The 25,746-nt window shown below is 36.6% G+C and carries 19 protein-coding genes; 8 read left to right on the forward strand and 11 right to left on the reverse strand.

What is annotated here, in order from left to right; translation table 11 throughout:
- Positions 1-26: 26 nt before the first annotated feature.
- From ACY651_RS17395 to ACY651_RS17405, 3 genes are all read right to left on the reverse strand, one after another.
- The gene (locus tag ACY651_RS17395) at positions 27-923 is read right to left on the reverse strand and encodes a M48 family metalloprotease (RefSeq protein WP_462254769.1); all 897 of its coding nucleotides are present in this window, start codon (positions 921-923) and stop codon (positions 27-29) included.
- Between the two features lie 64 nt (positions 924-987).
- Positions 988-1,434 (reverse strand): peptidylprolyl isomerase, encoded by a 447-nt coding sequence (locus ACY651_RS17400; RefSeq protein WP_462254770.1) that lies wholly within the window; start codon positions 1,432-1,434, stop codon positions 988-990.
- 100 nt (positions 1,435-1,534) lie between these two features.
- Entirely contained in the window at positions 1,535-1,936 is a 402-nt protein-coding gene (locus ACY651_RS17405) for an RNA recognition motif domain-containing protein (RefSeq protein ID WP_462254771.1), read from the reverse strand.
- A gap of 149 nt (positions 1,937-2,085) precedes the next feature.
- Here ACY651_RS17405 and ACY651_RS17410 point away from each other — a divergent pair, with 149 nt between their 5' ends.
- The 3 genes from ACY651_RS17410 (at position 2,086) to ACY651_RS17420 (ending at position 4,635) form a co-directional block, all read left to right on the forward strand.
- Positions 2,086-3,558 carry a Gfo/Idh/MocA family protein gene (locus ACY651_RS17410; RefSeq protein ID WP_462254772.1) on the forward strand — a complete coding sequence of 491 codons (1,473 nt, stop codon included), beginning with the start codon at positions 2,086-2,088 and terminating at the stop codon, positions 3,556-3,558.
- A 115-nt stretch (positions 3,559-3,673) separates the two neighbouring features.
- On the forward strand, positions 3,674-3,994 hold the full coding sequence (locus tag ACY651_RS17415; protein WP_462254773.1) for a hypothetical protein: 321 nt from the start codon (positions 3,674-3,676) through the stop codon (positions 3,992-3,994).
- An 83-nt stretch (positions 3,995-4,077) separates the two neighbouring features.
- Entirely contained in the window at positions 4,078-4,635 is a 558-nt protein-coding gene (locus ACY651_RS17420; RefSeq protein WP_462254774.1) for a helix-turn-helix domain-containing protein, read from the forward strand.
- A gap of 25 nt (positions 4,636-4,660) precedes the next feature.
- Here the strand turns inward: ACY651_RS17420 and ACY651_RS17425 are convergent, their stop codons facing one another.
- Entirely contained in the window at positions 4,661-6,337 is a 1,677-nt protein-coding gene (locus ACY651_RS17425) for a PQQ-dependent sugar dehydrogenase (RefSeq protein WP_462254775.1), read from the reverse strand.
- A 411-nt stretch (positions 6,338-6,748) separates the two neighbouring features.
- On the opposite strand from ACY651_RS17425, the gene ACY651_RS17430 reads away from it, so the two are divergent.
- Entirely contained in the window at positions 6,749-7,990 is a 1,242-nt protein-coding gene (locus ACY651_RS17430; protein WP_462254776.1) for a hypothetical protein, read from the forward strand.
- A 29-nt stretch (positions 7,991-8,019) separates the two neighbouring features.
- Positions 8,020-8,868: a hypothetical protein gene (locus tag ACY651_RS17435; RefSeq protein ID WP_462254777.1), complete on the forward strand. Its 849-nt coding sequence runs from the start codon at positions 8,020-8,022 to the stop codon at positions 8,866-8,868.
- An 82-nt stretch (positions 8,869-8,950) separates the two neighbouring features.
- On the opposite strand, the gene ACY651_RS17440 is transcribed toward ACY651_RS17435, so the two are convergent.
- The 4 genes from ACY651_RS17440 to ACY651_RS17455 all read right to left on the reverse strand — a co-directional run bounded on the left by ACY651_RS17440 (position 8,951) and on the right by ACY651_RS17455 (position 14,721).
- On the reverse strand, positions 8,951-11,455 hold the full coding sequence (locus ACY651_RS17440; RefSeq protein WP_462254778.1) for a TonB-dependent receptor domain-containing protein: 2,505 nt from the start codon (positions 11,453-11,455) through the stop codon (positions 8,951-8,953).
- 202 nt (positions 11,456-11,657) lie between these two features.
- Entirely contained in the window at positions 11,658-12,392 is a 735-nt protein-coding gene (locus ACY651_RS17445) for a phosphodiester glycosidase family protein (protein ID WP_462254779.1), read from the reverse strand.
- A gap of 13 nt (positions 12,393-12,405) precedes the next feature.
- Entirely contained in the window at positions 12,406-13,434 is a 1,029-nt protein-coding gene (locus ACY651_RS17450; RefSeq protein WP_462254780.1) for a PAS domain-containing sensor histidine kinase, read from the reverse strand.
- A gap of 99 nt (positions 13,435-13,533) precedes the next feature.
- Positions 13,534-14,721, reverse strand: a complete 1,188-nt coding sequence (locus tag ACY651_RS17455) for an MFS transporter (protein ID WP_462254781.1) — start codon at positions 14,719-14,721, stop codon at positions 13,534-13,536.
- Positions 14,722-14,886: 165 nt separating this feature from the next.
- Here ACY651_RS17455 and ACY651_RS17460 point away from each other — a divergent pair, with 165 nt between their 5' ends.
- Together ACY651_RS17460 and ACY651_RS17465 are read left to right on the forward strand one after the other, a co-directional pair.
- Positions 14,887-15,297: a DUF1801 domain-containing protein gene (locus ACY651_RS17460; protein ID WP_462254782.1), complete on the forward strand. Its 411-nt coding sequence runs from the start codon at positions 14,887-14,889 to the stop codon at positions 15,295-15,297.
- A 372-nt stretch (positions 15,298-15,669) separates the two neighbouring features.
- Positions 15,670-15,987, forward strand: coding sequence for an MmcQ/YjbR family DNA-binding protein (locus ACY651_RS17465; RefSeq protein WP_462254783.1), 318 nt, complete (start codon positions 15,670-15,672; stop codon positions 15,985-15,987).
- 7 nt (positions 15,988-15,994) lie between these two features.
- Here ACY651_RS17465 and ACY651_RS17470 read toward each other — a convergent pair whose 3' ends face one another.
- Entirely contained in the window at positions 15,995-18,067 is a 2,073-nt protein-coding gene (locus ACY651_RS17470) for a TonB-dependent receptor (RefSeq protein ID WP_462254784.1), read from the reverse strand.
- Positions 18,068-18,119: 52 nt separating this feature from the next.
- Here ACY651_RS17470 and ACY651_RS17475 point away from each other — a divergent pair, with 52 nt between their 5' ends.
- Positions 18,120-19,421 carry a PQQ-dependent sugar dehydrogenase gene (locus ACY651_RS17475; RefSeq protein ID WP_462254785.1) on the forward strand — a complete coding sequence of 434 codons (1,302 nt, stop codon included), beginning with the start codon at positions 18,120-18,122 and terminating at the stop codon, positions 19,419-19,421.
- Positions 19,422-19,432: 11 nt separating this feature from the next.
- Here ACY651_RS17475 and ACY651_RS17480 read toward each other — a convergent pair whose 3' ends face one another.
- Entirely contained in the window at positions 19,433-21,565 is a 2,133-nt protein-coding gene (locus tag ACY651_RS17480) for a hypothetical protein (protein WP_462254786.1), read from the reverse strand.
- Between the two features lie 562 nt (positions 21,566-22,127).
- Positions 22,128-25,622 (reverse strand): DUF4450 domain-containing protein, encoded by a 3,495-nt coding sequence (locus tag ACY651_RS17485; RefSeq protein WP_462254787.1) that lies wholly within the window; start codon positions 25,620-25,622, stop codon positions 22,128-22,130.
- Positions 25,623-25,746 lie beyond the last annotated feature (124 nt).

A 25,746-nucleotide genomic window follows, 5' to 3' on the forward strand; every position in this document is an offset into this window, starting at 1 on the left:
TTTATTTTAATAAGTAAGCAGTAATTTTATTCGGGCACTTCCACAACCGTCCAGTTTTTTGTACGGCGGTTCCAAATTATGGTGTAATCTTTACCATGCGTTAATTTAAAAACCCTTGCACCATTATAGTAGGGCAGTTTTAACCAGCCGTAATTATAAACTTCAAATTTAAAAACAAAAGGCTCCCCGGGTTTTATTTGTGCAGGCTGATAATTTTTTCCATCATCGCTTAAATAAACAGTTTCTGTTTTTGTGCTGTTAAAACTTAATGCGATCCAGCTGGGGTCGGTTGAAGGGTCGGTATTAGTACCTGTGTTTCCTGTATTACCACCGCCGGTTGTGCCGGTATTTTTAGTTTCATTCAGCGCTACATTCCAACCCTTAGTTATAGATGCGATCCTGTCTGCCTTTGCAGGATGTGTACTGCTGGCTTTATCAGTTGCAATAGATTTCATTGCAGCTATCGATTGTGCCAGTGTAGCTCCCAGTTTATTCATCATGTAACCCGAAAAACCATCAGCTTCAATTTCTGTTGGTATTGTACTGCCTCTTCCGCTTACAACATGGTTATAATAATGATGCCCCATTTCGTGTGCCAGTACACTTATTGATGCCCATTTGGTAGCGGCATAAGTATCAATATTTTCTAAAAAATCATTATCGTAAATTATCCAGCGCTTATTTTGCAGTATAGTGGCGTACGCATTATTAATTCCATTTTGTTCTCTCAACGAAAAATTTTCTTTCCACTTTATTGTATCCAGCATATTTTTTACAATATCCCTTGCTTCGTAAACGGATTGAAATTTTGTAATTAAAGATTTGGGAGGAATTTTAAAACCGCAGCTGTTTACCTGCTGCGCCGATGCAGCTATAACTATTAAAAAACAGCATAAAAAAAACAGGCTTCTAAAATATTTCATACACTTATTTTTCACTAAAATAAGTTTTTAAATCATAAAACTATAATTGATGGAATATTTCTTCTTATAAAAGGATTACTTTCTCCATAACATCTCCTCCTCTTATTTCATCAATAATATCTATACCACCGGTTACTTTACCAAAACAGGTGTGCACCCCATCAAGATGTTTGGTATTACTTCTGTTATGACAAATAAAAAATTGAGAGCCTCCTGTATTTAATCCCCTGTGCGCCATCGATAGTACCCCCCTGTCGTGCTGTTGTTTAGCACCTTTTAATTCGCAGTTAATGGTATAACCCGGCCCGCCTGCTCCAGTACCATTCGGGCAGCCGCCCTGTATCATAAATTCAGGTATCACCCTGTGAAAAGTTAAACCGTTATAAAAACCTTCACTAATTAATTTTTTAAAATTTGCTACTGCAATGGGTGCATCATCATCGTATAATTCAAATTGTAAAACACCTTTTTTAGTATGTATTTCGCCTTTTGTAAGTACTGTTTCGCTCATGTTGTATTTTTAAAAGTTACTGCATAAATAATTTCGCCGCTGTACGGCAAAATTATTACACTAAAATTTGAAGATTATTTTACTTGCAGAAATCCAGCAATTAATACCGGTTCCTGTCACGGGGATTATTGTTACCTCTGTCATATCCACCGCCGCCGCCGCTGTTTCCGCCGCCACCGCCACGGTAACCGCCTCCGCCACCACCACTATTGCCGCCGCCATTGTAACCACCGCCGCCACCACGATTTGGTGGTGGGCCACTGCGTTCTTCGGCTTCTTTTATAACTAAAGGTTTTTTACCTAAAGAGATCTCGTTAAGACTGTCCATCGCATCTTTAGCCTCGGTACGGTCGGGCATATCAACAAAACCAAAGCCCCGGCTTTTTCCGGTTTCTTTATCAATAGCCACTTTTGCAGAAGCAATGGTGCCAAATTTCTCAAATATTTCTTCCAGCTCAGCGTCATCCAGGTCATAAGGTAAGCCAGCAACAAAAAGTTTCATGGAGATATTTTTTGTAAAAGTAAGTAACTTATAGCTTGTTTCTTTTAAATATTGTTATTTTAAAATTATTTAAAAAAATGAGGCTGTTTTTAACAAAATGCATTAAATTAAATTTCAAAATCTACTTTTAAATTAATTGTTTGATAAATATGAAAAAGAAAAAAATTATTACCGCCGAAAATAGATCAAGAAGGTCCTTCTTAAAAAATAGTTTAGCAATTGCCGCCGGGTTTTATATTATTCCCCGCCATGTGTTGGGAGGCCGTGGTTTTATTGCTCCAAGCGACAGGTTAATTGTTGCCGGCATTGGTGCTGGTGGCAAAGGCGAAAGCGACCTGAATGAATTTTTTAAAAGCGGCAAAGCCGACATTGCTTTTTTATGCGATGTTGATGACAGGCAGGCTGCAAAAAGCAGGGAGCGTTTTCCTAAAGCAAAATATTATAAAGATTTTAGGGAGATGCTGGAAAAAGAAGGTAAAAATTTTGATGCCGTTTCTGTTTCCACACCCGATCATAACCATGCCATACAGGCAATGGCAGCTATGCAAATGGGCAAACATGTATATGTACAAAAACCGCTTACCCATGACATTTATGAAGCAAGAATGTTAACCGAAGCTGCACTGAAATATAAAGTGGTTACACAAATGGGTAACCAGGGTTCGTCCGGCGATGGCGTAAGGCAACTGATGGAATGGTATAATGCAGGTGTTATTGGCCATGTGCATGATGTGCATGTATGGACTGACAGGCCCGTGTGGCCGCAGGGCATAGCATGGCCTGCCAAAACTGCACCAGCACCTTCGGAAATTGACTGGAACCTTTGGTTAGGTACTGCACCACAAAAAGATTATGTTGAAAATATTGCACCATTTAACTGGCGTGGCTGGTGGGATTATGGTACCGGTGCACTAGGTGATATGGGCTGTCATTTAATTGAAGCACCTTTTAGAGTACTGGGCCTGGGCTACCCAACAGAAGCAGCATGCAGTGTAAGTTCTTATTATACCGGGCCTTTCCGCAGGGGATATTTCCCTGAAAGTGCACCGGCAGCATCGCATGTAACCTTAAAATTTAATGATAAAAAAGGCAAAGATCATATTAATATGCATTGGATGGATGGCGGTATACAACCCGAGCGGCCTGATGAATTAGGCGCTAACGAACAAATGGGTGATGGCGGCAACGGTGTAATTTTTGTGGGCACAAAAGGCAAGATGATGTGTGATACTTATGGTGCCAATGCAAGATTGCTGCCACTAAGCCGTAACAAAGAAGTTAAAACACGGTTAACTATTGCCAGGGTGCCGGGTGGTGCAAACGGCCATTACAAACAGTGGGTAGAAGCATGTATTGCAGGTTATAACAGTAAAGAAGCAAATAATTTAAGTTCGCCATTCAGTATTGCCGGGCCGCTAACCGAAACCGTTTTAATGGGGAACCTTGCTATAAGAAGTTATGATGTTAGAAAAATTAAACCCAACGGTGCTGCTGGTTTTGATTATCCCGGCAGAGGAATAAAATTATTGTGGGATGGCCCCAATATGAAAATTACCAATTTTGATGATGCCAATCAATTTGTAAAAAGAACTTACAGAGAAGGCTGGGCATTGGGAAAATAGATTTTAGTTATTTTAAAAGATTAGTTTATCGCATTTTCCAAAAACTATATAATAAAAACACGAAATTATATAACAGCTTTATATAGCGGCTGATTTAATTTGCAGTTGCTTTATTATGACTATACCCAACAAAGAACAACTGCAACCCTTTATTACAGCTAATAACCTCAAAAGGGTAAACGGGTTAATTATTTTTGATGCCGAAGTTATTTTTTATAAAAATAATGAAGAGCATAAAATTAATTCTTCTATACAAATAATTATTTTACCAAGCGCCTCGGCAGTTTATATTTTTGAATTTTTTAAAGAAGAGCATCAGCAAACTGAAATGTTCAGTACAAATGATTATCAATTTAACCTTACAGCCGCCAATAAACTGGAAGTAAAAAAAGACAATGCCGTCTCCGGCCTTTTAATTTCTGTGTTAAACCAGTAAAAATCCATTTTAATTTCGTGTTACATTAAAGTTTATATATAATTGCATTACCGTTGTAATTTTACAACCTAACAGCAACCTGTATGAAATTATATATCCGCAATATGGCATGCGAAAGCTGCAAAGTATTGGTAAAAGAAGAACTTGAAAAAATTGGTGCCCATCCTTTAAAGGTGGAGCTTGGCGAAGCTGATGTAAAAGAAAAACTTTCTGAAAAAAAACAGGAACAATTTGGTGTTGCTATAAAAAAGGCAGGGCTTGAGCTTGTAAAAAGTAAAGAAGGTGTTCTTGCCGATCAGATAAAAGCTTTAATCGCAGAATATATTGAGAATAACAGCCGCATTAAAACAAATCTTTCTGATTACCTGAGTAAAAAATTAAATTACGATTACGCATATTTATCCAGTTATTTTTCTGCAATGCAGGCCAACACAATTGAGCAATACACTATTGCATTAAAAATTGAAAAAGTAAAAGAAATGCTGGTGCTGGAAGATTTAACCCTTACCCAAATTGCCGACAGGTTAAACTACAGCAGTGTATCGCACATTTCAACCCAGTTTAAAAAAGTAACAGGCTTACCTGCATCTCATTTTAAAAAATTAAGAAGCATCAGAAGAAAAAGTATACAGGATTTGTAACGGTAATTAAAAGTTTACTGCAATACTAATTAACAATAATTTTTTCACTTACTGCTTCGCCCTTTAAAATTATTTTACCCACGTAAATACCCGATGGTATTTTTTGCAAATTTATAATGGCGTTATTCTGGTAATTTTTTATGCTGATTATATTTTGTCCGTTCAAATTAAAAAGCTGAAAATCTACTTTCTCGTCAGGAGGAATATTTAGCCATATTATTCTTGAGTTACCATTATAAGAATTAATGATTTTTTCTTTTACTGTAGTTTTGTTTTTTATAATAATGGTATTGGAGTATTCAATTTTACCATCTTTGTTAAGCATTTTTAAGCGGTAATACAATAAATCATTTTGTATATAATGCCTGAACAAGTATGCCGAAGGGCTTTCGTTTTTTGCAGCAATTACGCCGGCATTTTTAAATACAACACCATCATTGCTGTATTCCACTTCAAATTGCAGCACCGCATTCTCATCAGCTGTTTGCCAATTTAACTGGTTATAGTTACCGTAAGAATACCCATCCCAATTTACTAATTTTAAAGAAAGAACCGTACTGGTACTAACGCTGTACAATACCCCAGAAAGTGAAAGTGCTACTAACTCCCCATTTTCCCTCTCGCCAAAACCCGATGCATTCGATAATGCACCTGCTTGTATTGTAGCTGCATATGTTGAGCTGTTAATAACCCAAACATTTCCGCTAACATAATCGGAACAAATATAGTAACCATACATTGCAGGGTACAAACTTCCCCTGTAAACATAACCTCCCGTTACAGAAAAACCCCCAGTAGCATTATTATGTGGGTAATCAAAAACAGGAGATGTATAACTGGCCTGCGGCAGGCAACCTGATGTATTAAAAGGCTGTAACCCTTCATAGCATCTCCATCCGTAATTTGCACCACTTGCCAGTGCAGGCGTTAACACATTTACTTCCTCTCTTGCATTTTGCCCCACATCAGCAATCCAGAAATTACCATTTAACCTGTCAAAACTCCAGCGAAACGGGTTGCGTAATCCTAATGAAAATATTTCATCAAGAAAATTTGGGTCACTTACAAAAGGATTATCTGCAGGAATAGTATAGTAAGGTGGTATAGTAAAATTATCTACATTAATCCGGACCATTTTGCCCCATAAACTATCACCACGTTGTGCAAAGTTTCTGGGGTCACCGCCATTGCCGGCATCTCCTAACCCAAAATATAAATTGCCGTCGGTACCAAAATTTAATTTACCGCCATTGTGATTGGCAAATGTTACCGGCTTATCAATCGTCATTACATTGGTTCTTGTTGCTGCGTCGGCCTGGTTTGCATTAGCCAGTAATGTTTGAAAACGGTCAACATTTATACCCCCTGCTGCATTAGTATAATAAACAAAAAAGTACCGGTTGTTTTCATAATCAGGATGAAAAGCTAAACTTAATAATCCCCTTTCTCCACCGGTAGAAATATTACCCGTGATGGTTAAGAAATTATTATTCAACAAAGCATAATTGTTAGCGTAAACTTTTATAGTACCTCCCTGCTCAGCAATAAAAATGCGGTTGGTACCATCATTGGCTGCTACTACATCTACTGGGCTGTTTAAGCCAGAACTAATAACGGGAGTAAAATTTAACACTGGCTGGCTGTATAAATTAAATACCCCATGCAATAAAAGACCAATGATTAAAGGTATATTTTTTGACATAGAAGTTTGTTTACAAAAAATTAACAACTTTAATGCCATGCTCCATTACTTAAGGTTATCAATTTATTATTTTGATTAGCAGCTACCTGTAATTACAATAATGGCAGAAGGCAACTGGCTAAACTTAAAGTTGAGGAAAAAAATACCCGCCTTTTCCATTTTAGCTATCACTCTCAATTCCGGCAACTTATAAACACATTATTCTGAAAAAAGAATAACAGGAGCCAACGCAACCATGAAGTAATAAATTAAAAGTAAAAAAAGTACACTCACTACATTTAGCTACAATAGCACGTTATTGGAGCCTTTTACTAATAAATAGCCAACAACATAACTACTATTAGCGATTGCACAACAGCTATTTGTTTATCACTTTTGTGTTGCAGTTACAAAAGGCTGCATTATACAACGATGATATATAGCCGCAGTTTTACCGCTATTTCATTTTGCATAGCATGCAGTATAACTGTTTTAAATACAAAAGCACAAACAGGCAGCGAAAACGCCGGCAGTAAACTAATGCCGAGAGAATTAGCCATCCCCACATCTCCATTGTTTGACTTGCTGGGTGCAGCACCAAGCCAGGTATCTCGTACTGCAGATATAAAAGATTTTAAAGTTGACTGGTCGCTGAAGAACTGGAGGGTAAACCCTAACTTATCCATTCAGTCGCAACCGGTTTGGGAATTATTTTATAACAGAAAAGATTTAAAAAAATATCAACAGGCCAACAAGTTTCAGCAGATGATGGCTTCGCTGGATGTATCGTTGGGTACAGTACTGGGCGATAATAATGAGCGGCGTATTGGAGGTGCCTTAAAAATAAATTTATACAAACAACAGGATCCATTATTGCTGAAAGGTGTTTACGATGACATACAAAAAAAATTTGCTGATGAATTGATCGAATTAAAAATTAAAGAAAAACAGTTGCTGAGTGCAATGGATACACTTGTAAAACCTGCAGAGCTGGCAGCCAAAAGAGAAGCATTGCAAATTAATGATGCACTGCTTACCAGCTTTTACAACAGAAGAAATGCAGCCATACAAACACAGGCGTTGCAGTATGTTAGTGACAATTGGAATGCGGCATACCTCGATCTTGCATTTGGAAAAATTTACAGCTACATTACAGACAGTGCCGGTTCTTTAAGCAAACTTTCGCTTAACCGTAATACAGGAAATGCGTTGTGGCTAAACTTTGGTTTTGGTGCAGGAAAAAAAGGCCTTATATCAGGGTTGATAAGAACTTCTTTTTATGAAGAGGAACTAACTTTTACAGTAAAAGATGAAGCAACGGGTAACGAAAATATACAACAGGCAATTGCCGCCAGCAAACTTTTTACTTTAGGCATAAACTTCAGGTATGGCGGGCCAGTATTTAATTTTTTTGCAGAATTTATAAGAGAGAACAAATCATTTAAAACACCAGTACAGGCATTAAATGATGTACTGAGTTTGCCCAATGGTAAAACGGTAATAACCAGTACTGTAAAATGGGATGTGGTACAACCTTACATTATAAACTTTGGTGGCGACTGGCGTATAAGCCGTAATGTAATTTTAAACTATGGCATGCGTTGCGTACTTAACGAAAATTTTAAAACAATATCCTTTACACCAATTGCAAATATCAGTTGCATGATGCGGTAAAAAATTAAAAACAACTAAAAATATAAAATATGAAACACACTAAAACACTGCTTATTCTTGGGCTATTCATTACAATTATGCTATTACATGCTAACAAAACTGCGGCACAAAAAACTTCCTACACGCAATCATTAATTCAGCTTACAATTGAAGGTAACAGCATTTCAACAGACAACCTGGCCATTACAGATGCACTTGGACCAGATAATAAAATGATACACACTGCCAGTTTTGATATAACGCTCTCAAATTCAGAGGTCACAAAATCAATTATATCATCTTTCCAGTCATCCATGAAAAAAAATAAAACCGCACAACTTTTATTTACTACAATAAATTTTAATGGAGATATCCAGGAAGAAAGAACTTATATCAACACCTCTATACTGGAAATGCAGCTGCCCCAATTGGATGCGACTGCCAAAGTAACACTTAAAATAAAAATAAAAATAAAAGCAGAATCTGTGCAGGTAAAGCAGGGCGATGATAAAGCTATCAGTAAAATTGGGGCTAAAAGCACATCCGCAATCGCATCAAATTTCAGGATTAAATTAGGCAGTTTACCAACCAACAGAATTTCTAAAATTAGTGGTATGAGCATAGTTCAGGCAGATGGTCCACTTCAAAATTTTTCTCTTGATGTTTCTGTTGTTGATGCAGCGCCATGGAATGAATGGTTTTTAACCGGTGCCGGCGGGGTAAAAAAAGAGTATGGCACAATTGAACTGTTATCTCCAGATTTTAAAACTGTACTCATCACCATACAGCTAATGGATGTGGAAATTATTTCCTATTCGCAAACCAACAACAGTAATCAGCAGGCATTAGCAAAAGCCAATATCGGACTCCGCACAAAAAGTGTTTCAATAAAATTTTAAATAACAACGGTTAATACTTTTACTAACCGTTGTTCAAATAATATCAGCAGGTTGATCTAACAAAAAAACTGGGCGGGTACCTTTAATTTCCAGCGCCAACTCTTTGCTGCTCTTCTTCTGTTGCCGATGATCTTCTTCGGTTCTGTGGCTGCCCCTGCTGTTTTCCAAAACGGTAAGTAAAGTTTACACCGTATTGCCTGTTATCCCAACGGTTTTTTATATCAATATCAACAGTGCCGTATTTTGTAAGGCCGCTGTAGCGCTGCCAGTTAAAAGGGTCACGTGCATTTAGCCGCAGGCTTCCTTTACCTTTAAGCAAATTATTTTTTGCAAGCCCCAAACTCATTTGGCCCATTGGGTAAGAGAGCGATAATTGCTCAATGGTTTTGTAACGGTACCAACCGCTTAGTTCTGCACTCCAACCTTTACCGATGGTAAAATTGTTGTTAACATTAATGGTGAAAGAAGTAAAAGCAAGATCGAGATCTACCGCTACCGGTTGCCCTGTTTCGTTACTGATATAAGTACCCATGTAATGATTGCGGTAAACATTACCGTAAAGATTGGAGGTCCACCACTTAGCAAATTTTACAGGTGCACTAATGGCAATACCGGTGTTGGTATATTTTGCAATATTATCAGATGTAAGAAAACCGATGATCTCCCCACTGTTACCTTTCTTTCTTTTTATAATTTGAGAAATTACATCTGTAGTGCTGGTATAATTTAATGTGGTGGTTATTTTTCCATTGTAAGTATGTATCAGTTCATAATTATTGGAAAATTGCGGCGTAAGATAAGGGTTGCCCTGGCGGTAACTCAGCGAATCGAGGAAGAAAGTAAATGGATTAAGGTCCTGGTAGTTAGGGCGCTGCAATCTTCTTCCTGCCGACACTGTAAACATATTTTTTTCATTAACTGTATAACTCACGTATGCTGTTGGAAACAAACTTACATAATTGCGTTTTACAGTTGAATTATCCGACACCTGCACCCCTTTCGTATTGGTATTTTCTGCCCTTAATCCCGTTTGCACATTCCATTTTTTAAATTGCTTATTCAAATTAACATAAGCAGCATTAACATTTTCTTTATAAATAAAATGATTATTTCTAGAATCGGGTACCCAGTTTCCGCCATTGCTTCTTAAATAATCCACCAGGTTATCGGAAGTTACATAACTCGATTTAATACCGGTTTCAAAACGTAAACCGTTTTTATAAGTATGTACAAAATCTGATTTTATAGAAAAGATATTTATTGTTGAAGGCAAATGCCCTTTTAAAAACATAGAGTCGGCAGTTTTATTATAATTGCCATCAAAAAAACCTGTACTTAAAAATTGGTCGGATACATTATTGTAACGGGAATAATCCAGGTCGAGTGTTAGCTCTGTGCCTGTAGTATCAAATGTATGTTTATAATTAAAGTTGGCGCCAAAATTATTCCAGCTTAATTCATTTTTGATATTGGTATGAAGCCTTGAAAAAATTTGTCCGTTTAAGTTTGAAAAGGTAGTAAATGTGGCTGGCTGCGGCCGTCCTGCAAAAAGAAAACCATTTAATACCACACCATAGGTATTTTTTTTATTGGGCGAATAATCAAATCCTGTTTTTAAAGTATAGTTATTATTACGAAAACGAAAATAAGTGTTTACATGATTGATGCTGTCAATTGGTTTGTCATCACGGTAATACCGGCTTGTAATATCCAGTGCGGCTCTTCCTTCACGGTAGTTGTACACCCCATTGGTAAAAAAGTTAATTTTATTTTTACGATAATTGTAATTTATAGAAACAGAAGGCTTCCAGGTCATTTCTTCGTTACCATTTTTTCTAAACAGGGCATTGGTAGTACCCACTGCAACACTTCCGTTGGAACCTTTGCCTTTATTCTTTTTTGTTTTGATGTTGATTAGGCCCGAGTTGCCTGAAGCATCATATTTAGAAGATGGATTAGTCATAATCTCAATTTGATCTAATGCAGAGGCTGGTAGATTACGTAAAATATTCGCCAGGTCGGCGCCGGAAAGATAAGTAGGTTTTCCATCCATCATAACAATAACTCCCTGCTTTCCTTTAAGGCTGATGTTACCATCATTATCTACTGTAACTCCGGGAGATTTTTCCAGCACTTCCAATGCAGTTGCACCGGCATTGGATGGCGATGCTTCTAAATTAACAATAGTGCGATCGGGCTTCTGCTCAATAAAAGGTTTTGCTGCAATTACAGTTACTTCGCTCAATCCCTTTGCCTGTGCAGCTAATTGCACCTGGGGCAAATCAATTTTTAAATTAGCAGCTGTTATTTCAACAATATCTGTAATTTTTTTTACAAAGCTAATGGCACTGATACTGATAAGATATTTTCCTTCTGCAATTTTGTCGATCAAAAAATTACCGGTCTTGTCGGTTACGGCAACTTTTACCAGGCTTTTATCTGTTGCTTTTAATAATTGCACTGTAGCAGCTTCTACAGGTTTATTTTCATTGCTGATAACAGTTCCCGAGATGGACCCGGGTTTGTTTTGGGCATGCGTTGCAGCTGTTATTACAACAGCGGCAAGCATGAAGATTGTTTTTTTCATGACTATTTGTTTTGGTATTCTATACTTTAATAATGGCGCAACGAAAATGTAAATTTGAGCAGGTATAGAAAACCTAAAACAGGATAAAGGGTAATAATTATTTACAGCAGGAAAGTAAAAAAATAAAAAAAGCAGTTTTGGTTTTTATTGCTGATGAGTGGGGGTACTAAATGTGTATCAAGAGAAGTTGAGCGATTTTTTATTATTTGTTTCCAGTTACCCCAATCATTACTCCAAAATTTCCATCAGTTTGTATCCAGTTTTGTTCAGGCAAATAAGTTCGGGAAACAAAGCCATCTAAATACAGAGCATTTTTACAACCCATATTTTTAAAATAGATTGCAAAATCATAAAAATTGATTTCATTTTTCGACATGGCGAAAACAATGGTGTTATCAGGCAAAATCCCCACACCATTCCTGATATTTACATTGGCAGAACCTTTTACAAATGCGGAATGTATTTTTCCATCAATTACCAACATGGGGCCAGATTGTGTAGCATATTTTATTTTACCATTGTTTAAAAATTTGCCGGTAGTACAAATAAAAGGAACGTTATCATCAGTAATATGAAAAACGCCATTAGGCTTAAGGTAAAAATTACCCGTTGCATTTGCTTTGTTTAGACGGGAAACTATTTTTTTATCTTCTATAAAAAGACCAAGGGGAGAATTATCCGTTTTATACATTCCTGCATTTGCAGCAAATAACAATTTTTTATTTTTTTTCTCTACCCACAATTTTAGGTTTTCAATACTTTTAAAATTTTCGTTGGTCTCATTTTTCCAATACAATTTTAGTTCCTTCTTTTTAATATCAACCATATAAGTTACAAAACGGTTGTCGGCGTTATTTTTGTTTTGGGCAAATACAAATATTCCTGCAAGCGCAAGAAATAAGACAGCCGTTAATATAAAAACAATATTCTTCCGCATAAATACCATTAATTTATACTGCCTTATATTTTTCTACTGTAAAATATATTTTTGTTCCTGCTCCTATTTTGCTTTCAATAGCAAACTGTCCATTTATAGAAGCAGCACGCTCTTGCATATTAATCAATCCCGGGGTTTCTTTTTGTTGATTTACATCAAACCCTTTACCATCATCAAAAATGGTTAGTTGAATTTTATCTTCAACAGCTTTTATATTTATTACTACATTCTCTGCCCTTGCATGAGAAGTTATATTGATGAGGGATTCCTGGCAAACCCTGAAAAAATCTATTCTCGTTTCAGGTGTTAAATTTTCTTCGTCATATGCACTGGCAAACCTGCAGGACACACCATTCAAAAGTGAAAACTCATTACACAGCCATTCCAGAGTGGCGTTTAATCCTAATTCATCAATCATAGCCGGGCTAACTGAAAAAGAAATTCTTTGAATTGCTTTGATCAGCATTTTGGAAACAGCTACGGCATTTTCAATCCGTAAATTTAATGCTTCGGGCAAGCGGGGCATATTAACAGCTATCCATTCTACATCCATTTTTACTGCAACTACCAGCTGGGCCAGTTCTTCATGCAATTCATAAGCTATATATTTTTTATCTCTTTCTACTCTTTTTTTAAAATTTGCAGCTATGTTTTTAAGTTTTATATACTTTTCTTCCGCTTCTTTTTCAATCACTTTTCTTTCTGTAACATCTTTTGCAATAGCAAATACTATTTCTTTATCCGGCGAATATATCGAAGTCCATTCTAGCCAAACAATCTCACCTTTTTTTGTTACATAACGGTTTACAAAATTTCGCAACGTTTTACCACTAAGTAAACCAGCCCTGTTTTTTTGTGTAAAACCCCTGTCTTCAGGATATATAAATGTTGCAACTGGCTGTGCAAATAATTCTTCTTTTGTAAACCCTAACTTATCAATAACAGCCTGGTTAATTTTTTTAAAGAACCCATCTTTTCCTGCAATGCATACAAGATCCGGTGTCATTTCAAAAAAAGCAGATAATTCAAATTCAGCGCTCATAAGGTTATTATTATCTTGCTATTTTTAAAGTAAAAAATTAAATGGAGTGTTTGCAATTTAAAACAAAATTATCTTTAGCTGCAGTTTATCTATCAACAATTATAGTTGCTTAGTCTTTTTATTATTAAGCAAAGCAATAAGTCCCGCTGCAGGCCCAATTGCCAGTATCATATAAATATACTGTGCATTAATATTTTCAGCCAATAGTTTTAGTAATTGAATACTGATAATTGTTATTGAAAACCCAATGCAGGTTACCATTGTAAGCGATGTGCCCCTTGACTGTTGAGGAACATTTTGTGCCACTAATGCTGAAAAAAGTGGAGAATCAGCAATAACCACCAGCCCCCAAAAAAATAAAAAGCCAATTAGTATTGGTGCCGAACTGCTGAATAAAAAAAGTGGAGAAAGCAGGCAACAGCAAAAGGATAAAAACAAGGCGATGGTGGCTATTTTTTTTGCACCAAAATATTGCGACAGCAAACCTCCTGCTACACATGCAAAAGCGCCACAGGCAATTATTAAAAAAGAAAAAAAGGAAACATTTAAACTGTTGTGATAATAATTTTTATTAGCAGTTAAAATTACGGGCACAAATGCCCAAAAAGTGTACAGCTCCCACATGTGGCCAAAATATCCAACAGCAGCCGATCTAAAATTTTTATTGTTGAATCCTGAAAATAATGCTGAAAATTTTAATTGCTGCCCCTGCTTTCTATACGGACCATCAGCAACTAAAACTAGCATTAATAAACCACCAAGTAAAGAAAGCGCAGAGATCGAATAGATAACATACTTCCAGGAAAACTGTGCGGTAATACTTTTTAATAAATGAGGAAAAGCAGTTCCTAAAACCAAAGCACCTACCAGAAAGCTTAACGATTTGCCCAGGCCTTTTTCATAATAATCGGATGCTATCTTCATACCAACGGGATAAATGCCTGCAAGAAAAAAACCTGTAAAAAATCTGAAGAGTAATAATTCTACCGAAGAAATACCCTGTATAATTATTGCAAGATTAAACAACGCAGCAATAACAGCACATGCAAAAAAAACTTTTGAAGGAGAGTAACGATCGGCAATGGTGAATAAAGCAAAAATTAAAGTGCCTGTAATAAAACCAAATTGTACTGCACTGGTAAGGTTTGCTAAAAAAGCCGGGGCAGCTGCAAAATTTTTTATAATGTCGGGCATAACGGCATTACCTGCAAACCACAACGAGGTGCAAAAAAATTGCGAAACAACAATTACAGGCAATATCCATTTGTTAGTGCTGCTATCGTTCATAATTCAATTTTTCGCTTTATGATTTTAATTAAAGAAACGAACTTTTTTTTAAACCACCATTTTGACAGGTAACCATTTATATAAAGTTTTGCGGCGAATAGAATACTAATTATTTTGTAGAGTATATTTGGCTAACTAAAAATTAGTATCCCAAAATATTTTAAGATGGCAAAAGCAATTAAACTTTCTGATGAGGAACAGGTAACGCAACATATAAAAAAACTTGACCCGGCTTTTGGTAAAATTATTGACACCATCAGAAAAATTATTTTAAGTGCCGACCCATCGGTTGGTGAACGCATAAAATGGAACAACCCCAGTTTTTATTATACCGGAGAAATGAAGCCTTTTGACCCGAAAGAATATAAAAGAGAGATAGTGGTGTTTAATCTTTTTAAAGAAAAGATAATGCTGGTTTTTCCCAGTGGCGCCAAAGTAAAAGATACACCAGGCTTATTAACCGGTGATTATAAAGATGGGAGAAGAATTGTAGTATTAAAAGATATGGCGGATGTTAGAGTAAAAGAAAAGGCTTTACAAAAAATTATTAAAGAATGGTTGAAGCTTGTAGATTAATAATACCAATTAGACATTGAATCTATCCGATTAAAAAAATGTCAGGCTGAGGTACTCATAAAAGAAAAATTTAAGCTCTTTGCAAATGACAAAACTTCGATTCCATCGGAGTGTCAGTCCCGATTGCAATCGGGATTGTCGAAGCCGATGTGCTTCTTTAAACCCGCTTTCGACAAGCTCAAGCTGACAGTCTAATAATTTGAAAGTAAGTGTTTTGCATAATGTGTAATTAGCAGCTTGTCGAAACCGGTGCAATGTCAACCCGCCTTCGACAAGCACAGGCTTGACAGTATTCTTTCAATGTCTAATTGGTATAAATCTTGAAAAACAATCATCAACATGATTAATATAGCGACATTCAAAAAAATTGCGTTGTCATTTGCTGAAACAAATGAACAACCGCATTTTGAAAAAACATCTTTCAGGGTGGGTAAAAAAATATTTGCAACTTACGACAGTAAAAATAACAGGGCCTGTATTAAATTATCAATACCCAATCAGGATATTTTTTGTCTTTATGATAAGTCAATTATTTTTCCGGTGCCCAACAAATGGGGTAAACAGGGATGGACATTTATTGATCTTTCAAAAATTAAAAAGCAACTGTTTACTGATGCTTTAACCCTTGCTTATGGTGAAGTAGCACCAAAAAAATTAACCAATCTAATAAAATCGAAAGAAAAAAAATAATTATCCATTAAGGATTTTTAGATTTACTCCATTCAAAAGCTATGCCAGCATAATAATTTTTTGCCGGAGCTGCATTATAATATCTTCCGCCTGCAGCATTGATATCATTACCCAAACTATACGTTTCGTTAAGCAGGTTATCAACACCAAAATAAAAATTAAGTTTGTTATTTGTTTTCAAATTAACTTTCCAACCAGCCCGGCAACCTAATAAGTGATAAGCATCTGCCGATACCGCATTAGCATCATCTAAAAATATTTTATCTGCATAATACCAGGTACTATTAAAATAAATTCCTCTTTTAAATTGTACGTCTGCCAAAACAGCAATGATATTTTTAGGCACACTGGGTAAATATTTTCCTGAAAAATTAACAGTACCTTTTTTAAAATCCCCGTATTTAAAATTACTGAGTGTGTAAGAAGATTTCAACACCAAGTAATTAAGAAAAGTATTTTTAAAAGCAATAGAATAGTCGGCACTTATTTCAATTCCCTTTTGTTGCGTATTGCCTGCGTTTACAAAATAATCGGCGTTGCTGCTGTCTTTTCTTGTTACCAACGCATTGTTTAGTTTAAAATAAAAACCTGTTGCTTCTACACGTAATCTATTTTTTAAAAAAGAAAATTTCCCTCCCCCTTCATAATTAATTCCTTCTTCTGCTTCTAAAAAAGTGCTGATAGCCCCGGTGGATGGAAGCAATTCCGAAATAGTTGGCGGCGAAAACCCTTTTGAAATACTTACAAATACTGCATGGTTATTTATTTTTTTTTGAAGTGCAAGCCTTGGAGATAATTGATTTTTATAAGTGCGGTTTTGCTGCACCACTGGGTAACTGTTCAATCTTGTAAAATCAACTTTCGATTTATTAATGCTGGCACCTGTAGTAATAATCCAGTTTTCTTTTATACTAATATCTGCCTGTGCAAAAATGCTGTAGGTGCTGTACCGGATATCATCATTGGTTTGTAAAGTATCGGGGTTGCCATTTTTATTTTTACTAACCTGTGTATTAAAAAATCCTTCCTGCAATTCTCCTCCGGCAACCAATTGTATTTTAGTTTCATTTATTTTTTTATCATAAATAAAAGAAGTTCTGCCGCCAAAGCCTGGTTCGTTCCGGCGTTCGTAATTACGGAATGTAGGGTTTTTTATTTGTGCAAATGCGCCGTAAAGTATTAGGGTGTTCTTAAAATTATCGTTGAAATTATATTGATGATTTAATCCTGCAACAAAATTTTTTTGATAGATGGCGGCTTTTGCTGTGGCTGCGGAAGGAAAGACTCCTGCTGCCGGCCGTGCCTGTTTTGGATTGGCTGTAAATTCAGCTTTAGTTAAACCACCGGGTGTTTCGTAAAACAAATTATTATACAAAATACTTGCTGTCAGTTGCTGCCTGTCAGAAATTTTAAATCGAGAAATAAAACTTGCATTATCTCTTTTGCTTTTTGCATTATTCCGGTAACCATCACTTTCATTATGAGCATAACTGATAAGACTGTGATTATTTTTTTCGCCAAAACTTATGGAAGATAAAATATTTTGAAGGCCGTAACTGCCAAAAACATATTCGGCTTTTAGCGAGGGTGTAAAAGAATTATCAAAACTGTGCATCAGCAATACACCACCAGTGCCTGCGCCATACATACTGCCCGCCGGGCCTTTAATTATTTCTATCGAAGAAAAATTATTAAATGCAAACTGGTTAAAATAAGTATTCCCACCTGCATCGGTAACAGGAATACCATTCCAGTAAACTTTTACATTTCTTACACCAAAAGGAGAACGCAGCGAACTGCCCCTGATATTGATACGGTAACTGCCCGGCGAACGCTCCTCCATTCTTACGCCTGCAATAGCATTAAAACCATTTACCAAAGAAGTTTTATTAAATCTGTCGGCATTACTATTACTTAACACTTTTACAATGGTGCCGCTGTTGATGATCCTGTTTTGCTCAAAGGCCGTAACAACAATTTCATTCATTGTAAGGGATGAGTCAGTAACAGTTTTTTCCTGTGCAGCAGCATTCTTTTGCAGCGATAAGACGATTAATAAACAAAGAATATTTTTTTTCATTAAAATCATTATTTAGCAAAGCTATGCCGTAATTTTATAAAAATAACTTCTGATGAAATCAAAAATTGCATACTTAACTTTTTTATGCCTGATAATTTTTACGGCATGCCATAATACAAAAAACATCAACGCAAGTTCTAAAAATGCTAATAGCACTGAAGGATTTGCTGATACAGTTCAACTTCCTGCGCCGTTTGCTACGCCGGCGGTTAGAAATAATTCTAAAACAATTGGCTGGCCGCAGGATAAAGCTCCTATTGCTCCCGAAGGATTTTCTGTTACAAGGTTTGCAGAGGGATTGGATAACCCACGCTGGATTTATGTGGCACCCAACGGCGATATTTTTGTAGCCATGGCCAATACAGTTAGCGATGGATTTACAAAAAGCACCGGTGATAAAAAGTTGGGCAAAAGCAGCAACACCATTTTATTTTTAAGAGATAATGATGGTGATGGTGTTGCAGAAGTTAAAAAAGTGTTTTTATCAGGGTTAAACCGTCCATTAGGGATGCTTATTTTAAAAGATAAATTTTATGTGGGTAATACCGATGGATTATGGATGTATCCTTACGAAACCGGGCAAACAGAAATGACAGTTACAGGAACAAAAATTTTAGATTTACCTGCAGGCGGTTATAATAATCACTGGACAAGAAATTTAATTGCCAACAGAGATGGCACAAAAATTTATGTGTCAGTTGGCTCGGGCAGCAATGTTGCAGAACATGGCATTGATAATGAAATACGCAGGGCAAATATTTTAGAAATAAATCCTGATGGCAGCGGCGAAAGAATTTATGCAGGTGGTTTACGCAACCCGGTTGGAATGGGTTGGGCAACAGGTACAAATATTTTATGGACAGCAGTAAATGAAAGAGATAATTTAGGAGATGATCTTGTACCGGATTATGCAACCAGTGTAAAAGAAAATGGTTTTTACGGATGGCCTTATGCCTATTATGGAAAAAATGCAGACCCAAGAATGAAAGGCGAAAGGATGGATTTGGTTAAAGCAACTATTACACCTGATGTTTCAATGGGAGCCCACACGGCATCGTTAGGTTTAGTTTTTAACGAAAATAATTATTTAACCAGTCCTTATTTTGGCGGCATGTTTATAGGCCAGCATGGCTCATGGAACCGCAGCGTACTCTCTGGTTATAAAGTGGTGTTTGTTCCCTTTGCCAATGGAAAACCATCAGGACCTGTGCAGGATTTTTTAACCGGCTTTATTGCAGATAAAGATAAAAGCACTGTTTATGGCCGGCCGGTGGGTGTGGCATTTACACAAAACGGATCGCTGCTGGTGGCAGATGACAGGGGCAACACCATTTGGAGCGTTGCAAAAAAATAATGATAAAATTTTTATAACATCTTTTTTAACCCTTCCCATTTCACTTTCCATTTACCATTTTTTGGTATCCCTGGATTTTGAATAGTGTTACCATCATAACCGGCGCACATCATTGCAATGGCAGTAAGTAAACCGCCGTTGCCGGGAAGATAAATGGTTAATCTTCCATCCTGGTAATTGTGCCCGTTATTTAAATAAGTGTTGGTAGTGATGTTCATCAATAAAGCATCAATGGCTTTTTCGGGTTGGCCTAATCGTGTGGCTGTCATTGCTGTCATCGGAAAATCCCAGCCCCAGGTTTCGTTCCAGCTCCAGTTATCCCATATCCAGTTAAAGGTATTTTGCATGATGGTTTTATTTACCATCGGCGTTTCGGGTGCCATACCTAATGCTCCAAAAACAGAAGGGTGATCCGTTTTAAATTCGGGATTGGTGTAAGAGTCAGTTGCACTTTCAGTAAACAAATATTTATCTCCCTGGATCGGTAATGGTGATAAATCATTAATTACCTCATCCCATTTTTTATTACGTGGCAAGTGCAAACGTTCTCTCCATTTTTGTGCGTTGGATAAAGACCAATGCCAATACGCCAATTCGTAAGTAGGATTAAAAGTTGTATCTGCTTTAAATCTTTCCTGGGCTGCAATTACACCTTTGCCTAAAACATATTTTTTAGTTACTGAATCGTATCGGGCAAAGGAAGCCATAAAATCGGCAGTGGCAAAAACAAGATCTTTATATTTATTCAATGTTTGCAAATTTGTTTTTTGTCTATACACCAACTCAGTAAAATAAATATAATGTGGTTGTTGCCAAATTAAAAAAGCACCGATTGACGATGGCACTTCTCTCCCATCATTATCGGTCATTTTTTGCCAGCGTACCCCATCGTAATCCTGTCGTTGTGCGATAGCTTTTGCAATTGGTGCAACCTTATCGTACCAGGCTAAAGTTTTTTCTAATAAATCTACTCTTCCCCACAATGCAAAATGTACGGCATGCCACCAATGCATTTCAATATGTGGTTTGCCATACCAACTGTTATAGGTTAAACCCGTTTCCTGCGGCGGATTGCTGCCTTCGCATTGTATTTTAGTAAGGTATTGAGAAAGCACAATTCTTCTTTCTAATTCTTTTGCTCTTGTATCGGTGCTGCCGGTAAAATCAACAGCAGCGCCCCGTTGCCAGAATGAAGCCCAGGAACTAATGCTGTTGATTTTTATTTTTTCGTAAGAAGGAAGATCGATATTTTTTGAATCTACTGCAAATTGACAACTGAATTCAAATACATTAGTATTGTTTGGTTTTAATACAAAGTAATGTTTTTGTTTTGTTGAGATATCGGCTCTGCCCTTCCAGTTTAAAGTTATTGCGTAATTTGCAGTATCCAACCTATGATTAATTACTGCATCGTTGTGCGACATTTCCCTGAGTGTTGATTGATGCTTATCCTCATCTTTAAAATTATTTCCCATATCTGCCCAGCCACCAGTAGGATAAGGCAAACGGATACGCACACTAATTTTTTCTTTTTGAATTAATGAAGAAATAATTTTTACTCCGATGATATCCAGTTGCTGATGGCAAAATGTAATTACTTCAACCGGCACATCATCAACCGTAAATTTTGAATGCACTTCGCCGGTAAATAGGTTTAATGTTTGATGGATATTTTTTACATCTTCCACTTTAAAAGTGCTGCCGTCTTTCTTTATAATTTCCAAACCAATATTGGCTAAATGTAAACGATGCAAATTTTGCCTGAAATAATTGGAAGCATTTTTATTTTGTTCCGGGTTATTCCATTGCACCATATATTTTACATCACGTCCGTTAAGTTGATATGTTTTTAAAGCATCTTCTTCTCTATAATTATTTGTATTGGGAAAGCTGTGCCAGCCCCATTCGCTTTGTGTACCCAGCGGAACGCCTTTTGCATAAGCATCGGGGAAAGATTGTAAACCTGTTGCATCAACGGTGAATGCGAATTTGCCGTTGCCAACAGACAAAGATGAAAGTGTATCCATAGTTTTATTGATGATAGTATGTCTTTCTACAAGAGCTTTTCTGTTGATGGGTTGGGCTGTTGTTTGTTGAAAACAAAACAAAAATGCGACTATGGTGTATGTAAATATTTTTTTCATTAAATAACTATCTAAATTTTGTTTTAATTTAATTGCACCGATATAAAGCTCAAGTTGTACAGGGCTTTAGTCCAAATATTCATTGGGCTAAAGCCCTGTCTAAATATCCATCTTATCCCTGCCCTGCAGGGCAGGGCAATTCAATTGCCTTAACTTAATAACCTATTGCTCAACATCTGTTACTAAAAAATATCATTGCATTATTTAATTGCACCGTCCCTTTAGGGCGGTGATGTAAGTTTTCAGTTGAACAGGGCTTTAGCCCAAAAGATATTTGGGCTAAAGCTTATCTCTTATAATTTATTTTATGCCTGCTCTAAAGGGAATGTCATTTAGATAGGTCAAACTCCATACTCCCTAATATCACCCCTTCGGAGTTTTGCTACATTTAATTTATTTGTGCGCTATATTAATTTCAGCCTTTCAGGCTTTAAAATCCCGAAGAGATGATATTAGTATAGATATTGTTACAAAGTTAAAGACCCAACCCCGATGGGGTGACATTAGTTGAGAATTACAATCCATAATCATGCACATTGATTATTATTTAGTCAATTATTCATTATTTCACCAACGTTATACTCATTAGACCTACCACCACTTCATTAGCTAATGTAATCAATTGCAAACTTTTTAATTCTTTATCTTTTTGCAAAGGCATTTCAATTACCGTTGCAGCACCGCCATCAATAGCACGGTTGCTAAAACCTTTTATTGTATTGAATTTATCTATTGTTTTTGTGAACGTTCCTGTTTTTAATAATAAGCGATATAGTTTTGGTGCACCAGTGGTAAAAGCAAAGCCATCGTCAAGATAATCCTGTTCAATGGGATACCAGTTACAGGGATTTATTAATGGCAATTTATTTATAGTACCATCTGAATAAGTAACAACAATGGTTGCATTGGTAAATTGCGATTGATGGTGATTGGTACTGCCTGCCATTAAAAGATAAGCATGTTGTGCTTTGCCTGATATTGGTACGGTTGCAGACTTTGGATAATTATCCCATTGCGAAGTGTAAATAATATTTTTAGCTTCCATTGCTGATGGTGTGGCAAAAGGAATTTTATCTAAGTAAATTTTATTTTCCACACCAGCTTTTACCCTCATCCCACTATCATTAATGTTAGCCTCCGTTAATGGATAACACCAGTTGCCAATGCCCTGCCACGGAATTTGTAATGTGGGTGAGTGTGGCCTTGGTGAAAGATATTTGTTCTTGAAAATTTGTGTTACTTTATCATTGAAGTAAGGTTGCAAATCAATCGTTGTAAAACTTGCATTTGCAGAAAGCTTAAATTCTGAATCAGGAATTACGCCACTGCCAACTGTTTTAAAACTGATTGGTTCAAGCCAAATAACGTCCCTTTGTTTTAAACGAAGAAATGCAGAATAATAATTTTCATCCTTAGCAACTTCAAAAAGCAAGTTACTTTTATCCACATTAAATTTTGTGATTGCCTGTTGAGGATCATCAATACCAATACAACTTGCTCCAGACAAACCAATAACAATTTTTTCTGCGGCAAATAACACAGGTTTAAAAACAATATTTTCAAAATCATTTCCTCCCCAAATTATTTTAACTGTACTATTTTTTTCTTTTCCTGCATAAATAGCTATCATTGGTTGTCCCACCACATTTTGCAACCAATTCCATTTAACTATTTTACCATTTGCTGTTACTGTCACAACTTTATCTTTTAATGCTTTTAGTTGCAGCACAACATTTAATAACTTACTGTAAGATTGGCGAATGCTGTAAATAGAAATATTTTTATCCCCCTTAAAATCTATACTGATATCCGGCACAGATAATTTGGCAAATTTCCATGATGAAGGAAAACCAGGCTTGATTAACAATTTATCATTCAATGCATCCGGCAGAATACCAAATAAACCTTCAGTCAAAGTTCTTGCCGTCATGCCTAATCCATCTGCAAAATCACGATACAATTCGCCACGTATGGCATCGTAAAAACTTAGTTGCTGAAAACCACCGGGGCTTGCACTGGCATACATACTTTCTACCAATGTACTTTTAAATAATTTATAAGCATTGTCATTTTCTCCGCCCTGCCAGTAAGATAATGCAGTATGTAAATTTTCTCCAAGCGCAACATTGTTGATACTCCAGGTGTAGGGTTGCCAGTTGCTGGTGCTCAGTAAATAATATCCTTCATCTTTCAATCCATTTATTTTTACCGGGATATGCGGAATGTAATTATCAACATAACGCAGCATTTGATATTGCTGCTTAGCATCCGCTGCCCCTTCATCAATGGCATGATAGATCGTCCATAATCCGGCAGATGGATGCACCAGTTGCAAACCCATTAAATCTTTATTCTCTGCAAACCAGCCCTTATCTTTTAGCCATAAATTTTTATTCATGGCTAATAAAATTTTATTGGCTTCGGCTTCATACACCGTTCCATCTTCGCCAATTAATTTGGCTAAATGTGCGGCAGTTTTATTTGCACGGTAATTATAAGCAGAGGAATGTGTAACGCCGCCGCCACTATATTGCAATGCATCACTTGCCCATATTGCAGCATACGCATCATACAATCCATCGCCATCGGCATCAAAATTTCTTTTTTCCCATTGCAAATGCAAAGTAATAAGCGGCCACTTTTTTTTTACATACTCGATATCGCCAGTGTAATTAAAATGGTTTAGTAACTGATCCACAAAAACTAAGTTCATATCGTAATGGTGTGGACGAATATCACCACCGGGATTGCGGCTGATATAACCATTGCTGAACATAGCAGTACCCATTTTTTCCTGTTGCCTTGCAATATGCAATGCAGTATCAAATACAACAGGCCCTGCAGGAATTTTTGTTACCTGTGATAATGCATAACTGCTAAAATGCATTCTTGCCCTGTCGTGCCAGCCAAGCGGATCTGCAACATAAGCACCACGCCAAGCAGGCAAGCGCATACGCCATGCAATAGCGCCGTGCATGTAAGAAGGATCTTCCCAAATGCCATCGGCAGCAATGGCTAATGCACCACCCAAAGGATTGATGTATTCATCCGGTGTTTGCAAAATAATTCTATCAGCTAATTTTTTTCTTGCAGCTTCTGCTTTTATAAAAAGTTTTGGTAAATCATTATAACTTATTGCTTCTCCCGGTTTTTGTATGGAGAAATAAACAATATCATTTTTATTTAACAAAACTTTGCCGGCTACAACAGGTAAAGCTGCAGTTGCTGATGATGCAAACAGTTCGTCGGGTGAGAGTTGCTTTTCTGCATCAGTAATTTTTAGGATGGCATTTGGTGGAAAAATACCTGCAAGCAGTTTTGGCTTTTCTTTTGCGTTGGTATCGGGTTGTTTATTGCCGTACTGAATTTCGTAACGTTCTTCTTCACTTAATGCTTTTGACAAACCATAAAATAATTGGAAATTATTTTTATCAATTTTAAAACTGTTGTCTTTACAATACGCCGGTTGTAAATAAAAAACTGACTCAGGGTCGGCGCCAATATCTCCATCACGGCTGAATTTTTTTCCGGTGGCGCCGCCGTAAACAATTATTAAGTGTGCGTTTGCAGGAACATTTATGTTTTCTATTTTCAAAATCATTCCTTCGGCATCTGCCATTGCCAATACAGAAAGATTGATAACGCCTTTACCCAGTAAGCTGTCTGTAATTTCGTACAGCATTATACCGGGTCGGTAGATAGTTTTTATTTGAGTTGCCTCAGTAATCCATTTATTTTTTCCATTTACACTTATGCCAATTTTACAATTGCCGCCCATGCCCGGCATGTACAAAGCAAACTCTGGCAAATCACCTGTTTCCACCCTAAAACCAGTATTGGTTCCATACAATGCCCTGTTGAATTTCCGTGTGCCTTTGTATAAAATAAAATCGTTACCATGCGGCTGGTAATGTATGGTGCGTTCAAGACCATGCCATAAATTAGCAGGTGAAATTTGAGCAGAAACATTTAGTGTACAAACAAAAAAGAAAAAAGCCCATCCTATCCTTCCCCAAGGGAAGGGAAATGGAGGAGATTGATGCGGAGATTGTTGCAAAGATTTCTGCAAAACACAATTAAAGCTGAATAAAGATTTACAGTACAAGAGTGTCCTTCGTTCCTCAGGATAAACTCTGCCAATGAAGTTGAACATTGTTACTTAGCTGGGTTCAAAAAAAATA

It is taken from the genome of Ferruginibacter sp. (genome assembly GCF_031391665.1).
Classification (GTDB): Bacteria; Bacteroidota; Bacteroidia; order Chitinophagales; family Chitinophagaceae; genus Ferruginibacter.

Bases quoted from the DNA above. Each gene is read 5' to 3' on its own strand.
- ACY651_RS17420 (WP_462254774.1), top strand. From the start codon at position 4,078: ATGAAATTATATATCCGCAATATGGCATGCGAAAGCTGCAAAGTATTG.
- ACY651_RS17450 (WP_462254780.1), bottom strand. From the start codon at position 13,434: ATGAGCGCTGAATTTGAATTATCTGCTTTTTTTGAAATGACACCGGAT.
- ACY651_RS17410 (WP_462254772.1), top strand. From the start codon at position 2,086: ATGAAAAAGAAAAAAATTATTACCGCCGAAAATAGATCAAGAAGGTCC.
- ACY651_RS17435 (WP_462254777.1), top strand. From the start codon at position 8,020: ATGAAACACACTAAAACACTGCTTATTCTTGGGCTATTCATTACAATT.
- ACY651_RS17400 (WP_462254770.1), bottom strand. From the start codon at position 1,434: ATGAGCGAAACAGTACTTACAAAAGGCGAAATACATACTAAAAAAGGT.
- ACY651_RS17445 (WP_462254779.1), bottom strand. From the start codon at position 12,392: ATGCGGAAGAATATTGTTTTTATATTAACGGCTGTCTTATTTCTTGCG.
- ACY651_RS17460 (WP_462254782.1), top strand. From the start codon at position 14,887: ATGGCAAAAGCAATTAAACTTTCTGATGAGGAACAGGTAACGCAACAT.
- ACY651_RS17455 (WP_462254781.1), bottom strand. From the start codon at position 14,721: ATGAACGATAGCAGCACTAACAAATGGATATTGCCTGTAATTGTTGTT.
- ACY651_RS17440 (WP_462254778.1), bottom strand. From the start codon at position 11,455: ATGAAAAAAACAATCTTCATGCTTGCCGCTGTTGTAATAACAGCTGCA.
- ACY651_RS17395 (WP_462254769.1), bottom strand. From the start codon at position 923: ATGAAATATTTTAGAAGCCTGTTTTTTTTATGCTGTTTTTTAATAGTT.
- ACY651_RS17405 (WP_462254771.1), bottom strand. From the start codon at position 1,936: ATGAAACTTTTTGTTGCTGGCTTACCTTATGACCTGGATGACGCTGAG.
- ACY651_RS17475 (WP_462254785.1), top strand. From the start codon at position 18,120: ATGAAATCAAAAATTGCATACTTAACTTTTTTATGCCTGATAATTTTT.
- ACY651_RS17430 (WP_462254776.1), top strand. From the start codon at position 6,749: ATGATATATAGCCGCAGTTTTACCGCTATTTCATTTTGCATAGCATGC.
- ACY651_RS17480 (WP_462254786.1), bottom strand. From the start codon at position 21,565: ATGAAAAAAATATTTACATACACCATAGTCGCATTTTTGTTTTGTTTT.
- ACY651_RS17470 (WP_462254784.1), bottom strand. From the start codon at position 18,067: ATGAAAAAAAATATTCTTTGTTTATTAATCGTCTTATCGCTGCAAAAG.
- ACY651_RS17425 (WP_462254775.1), bottom strand. From the start codon at position 6,337: ATGTCAAAAAATATACCTTTAATCATTGGTCTTTTATTGCATGGGGTA.
- ACY651_RS17415 (WP_462254773.1), top strand. From the start codon at position 3,674: ATGACTATACCCAACAAAGAACAACTGCAACCCTTTATTACAGCTAAT.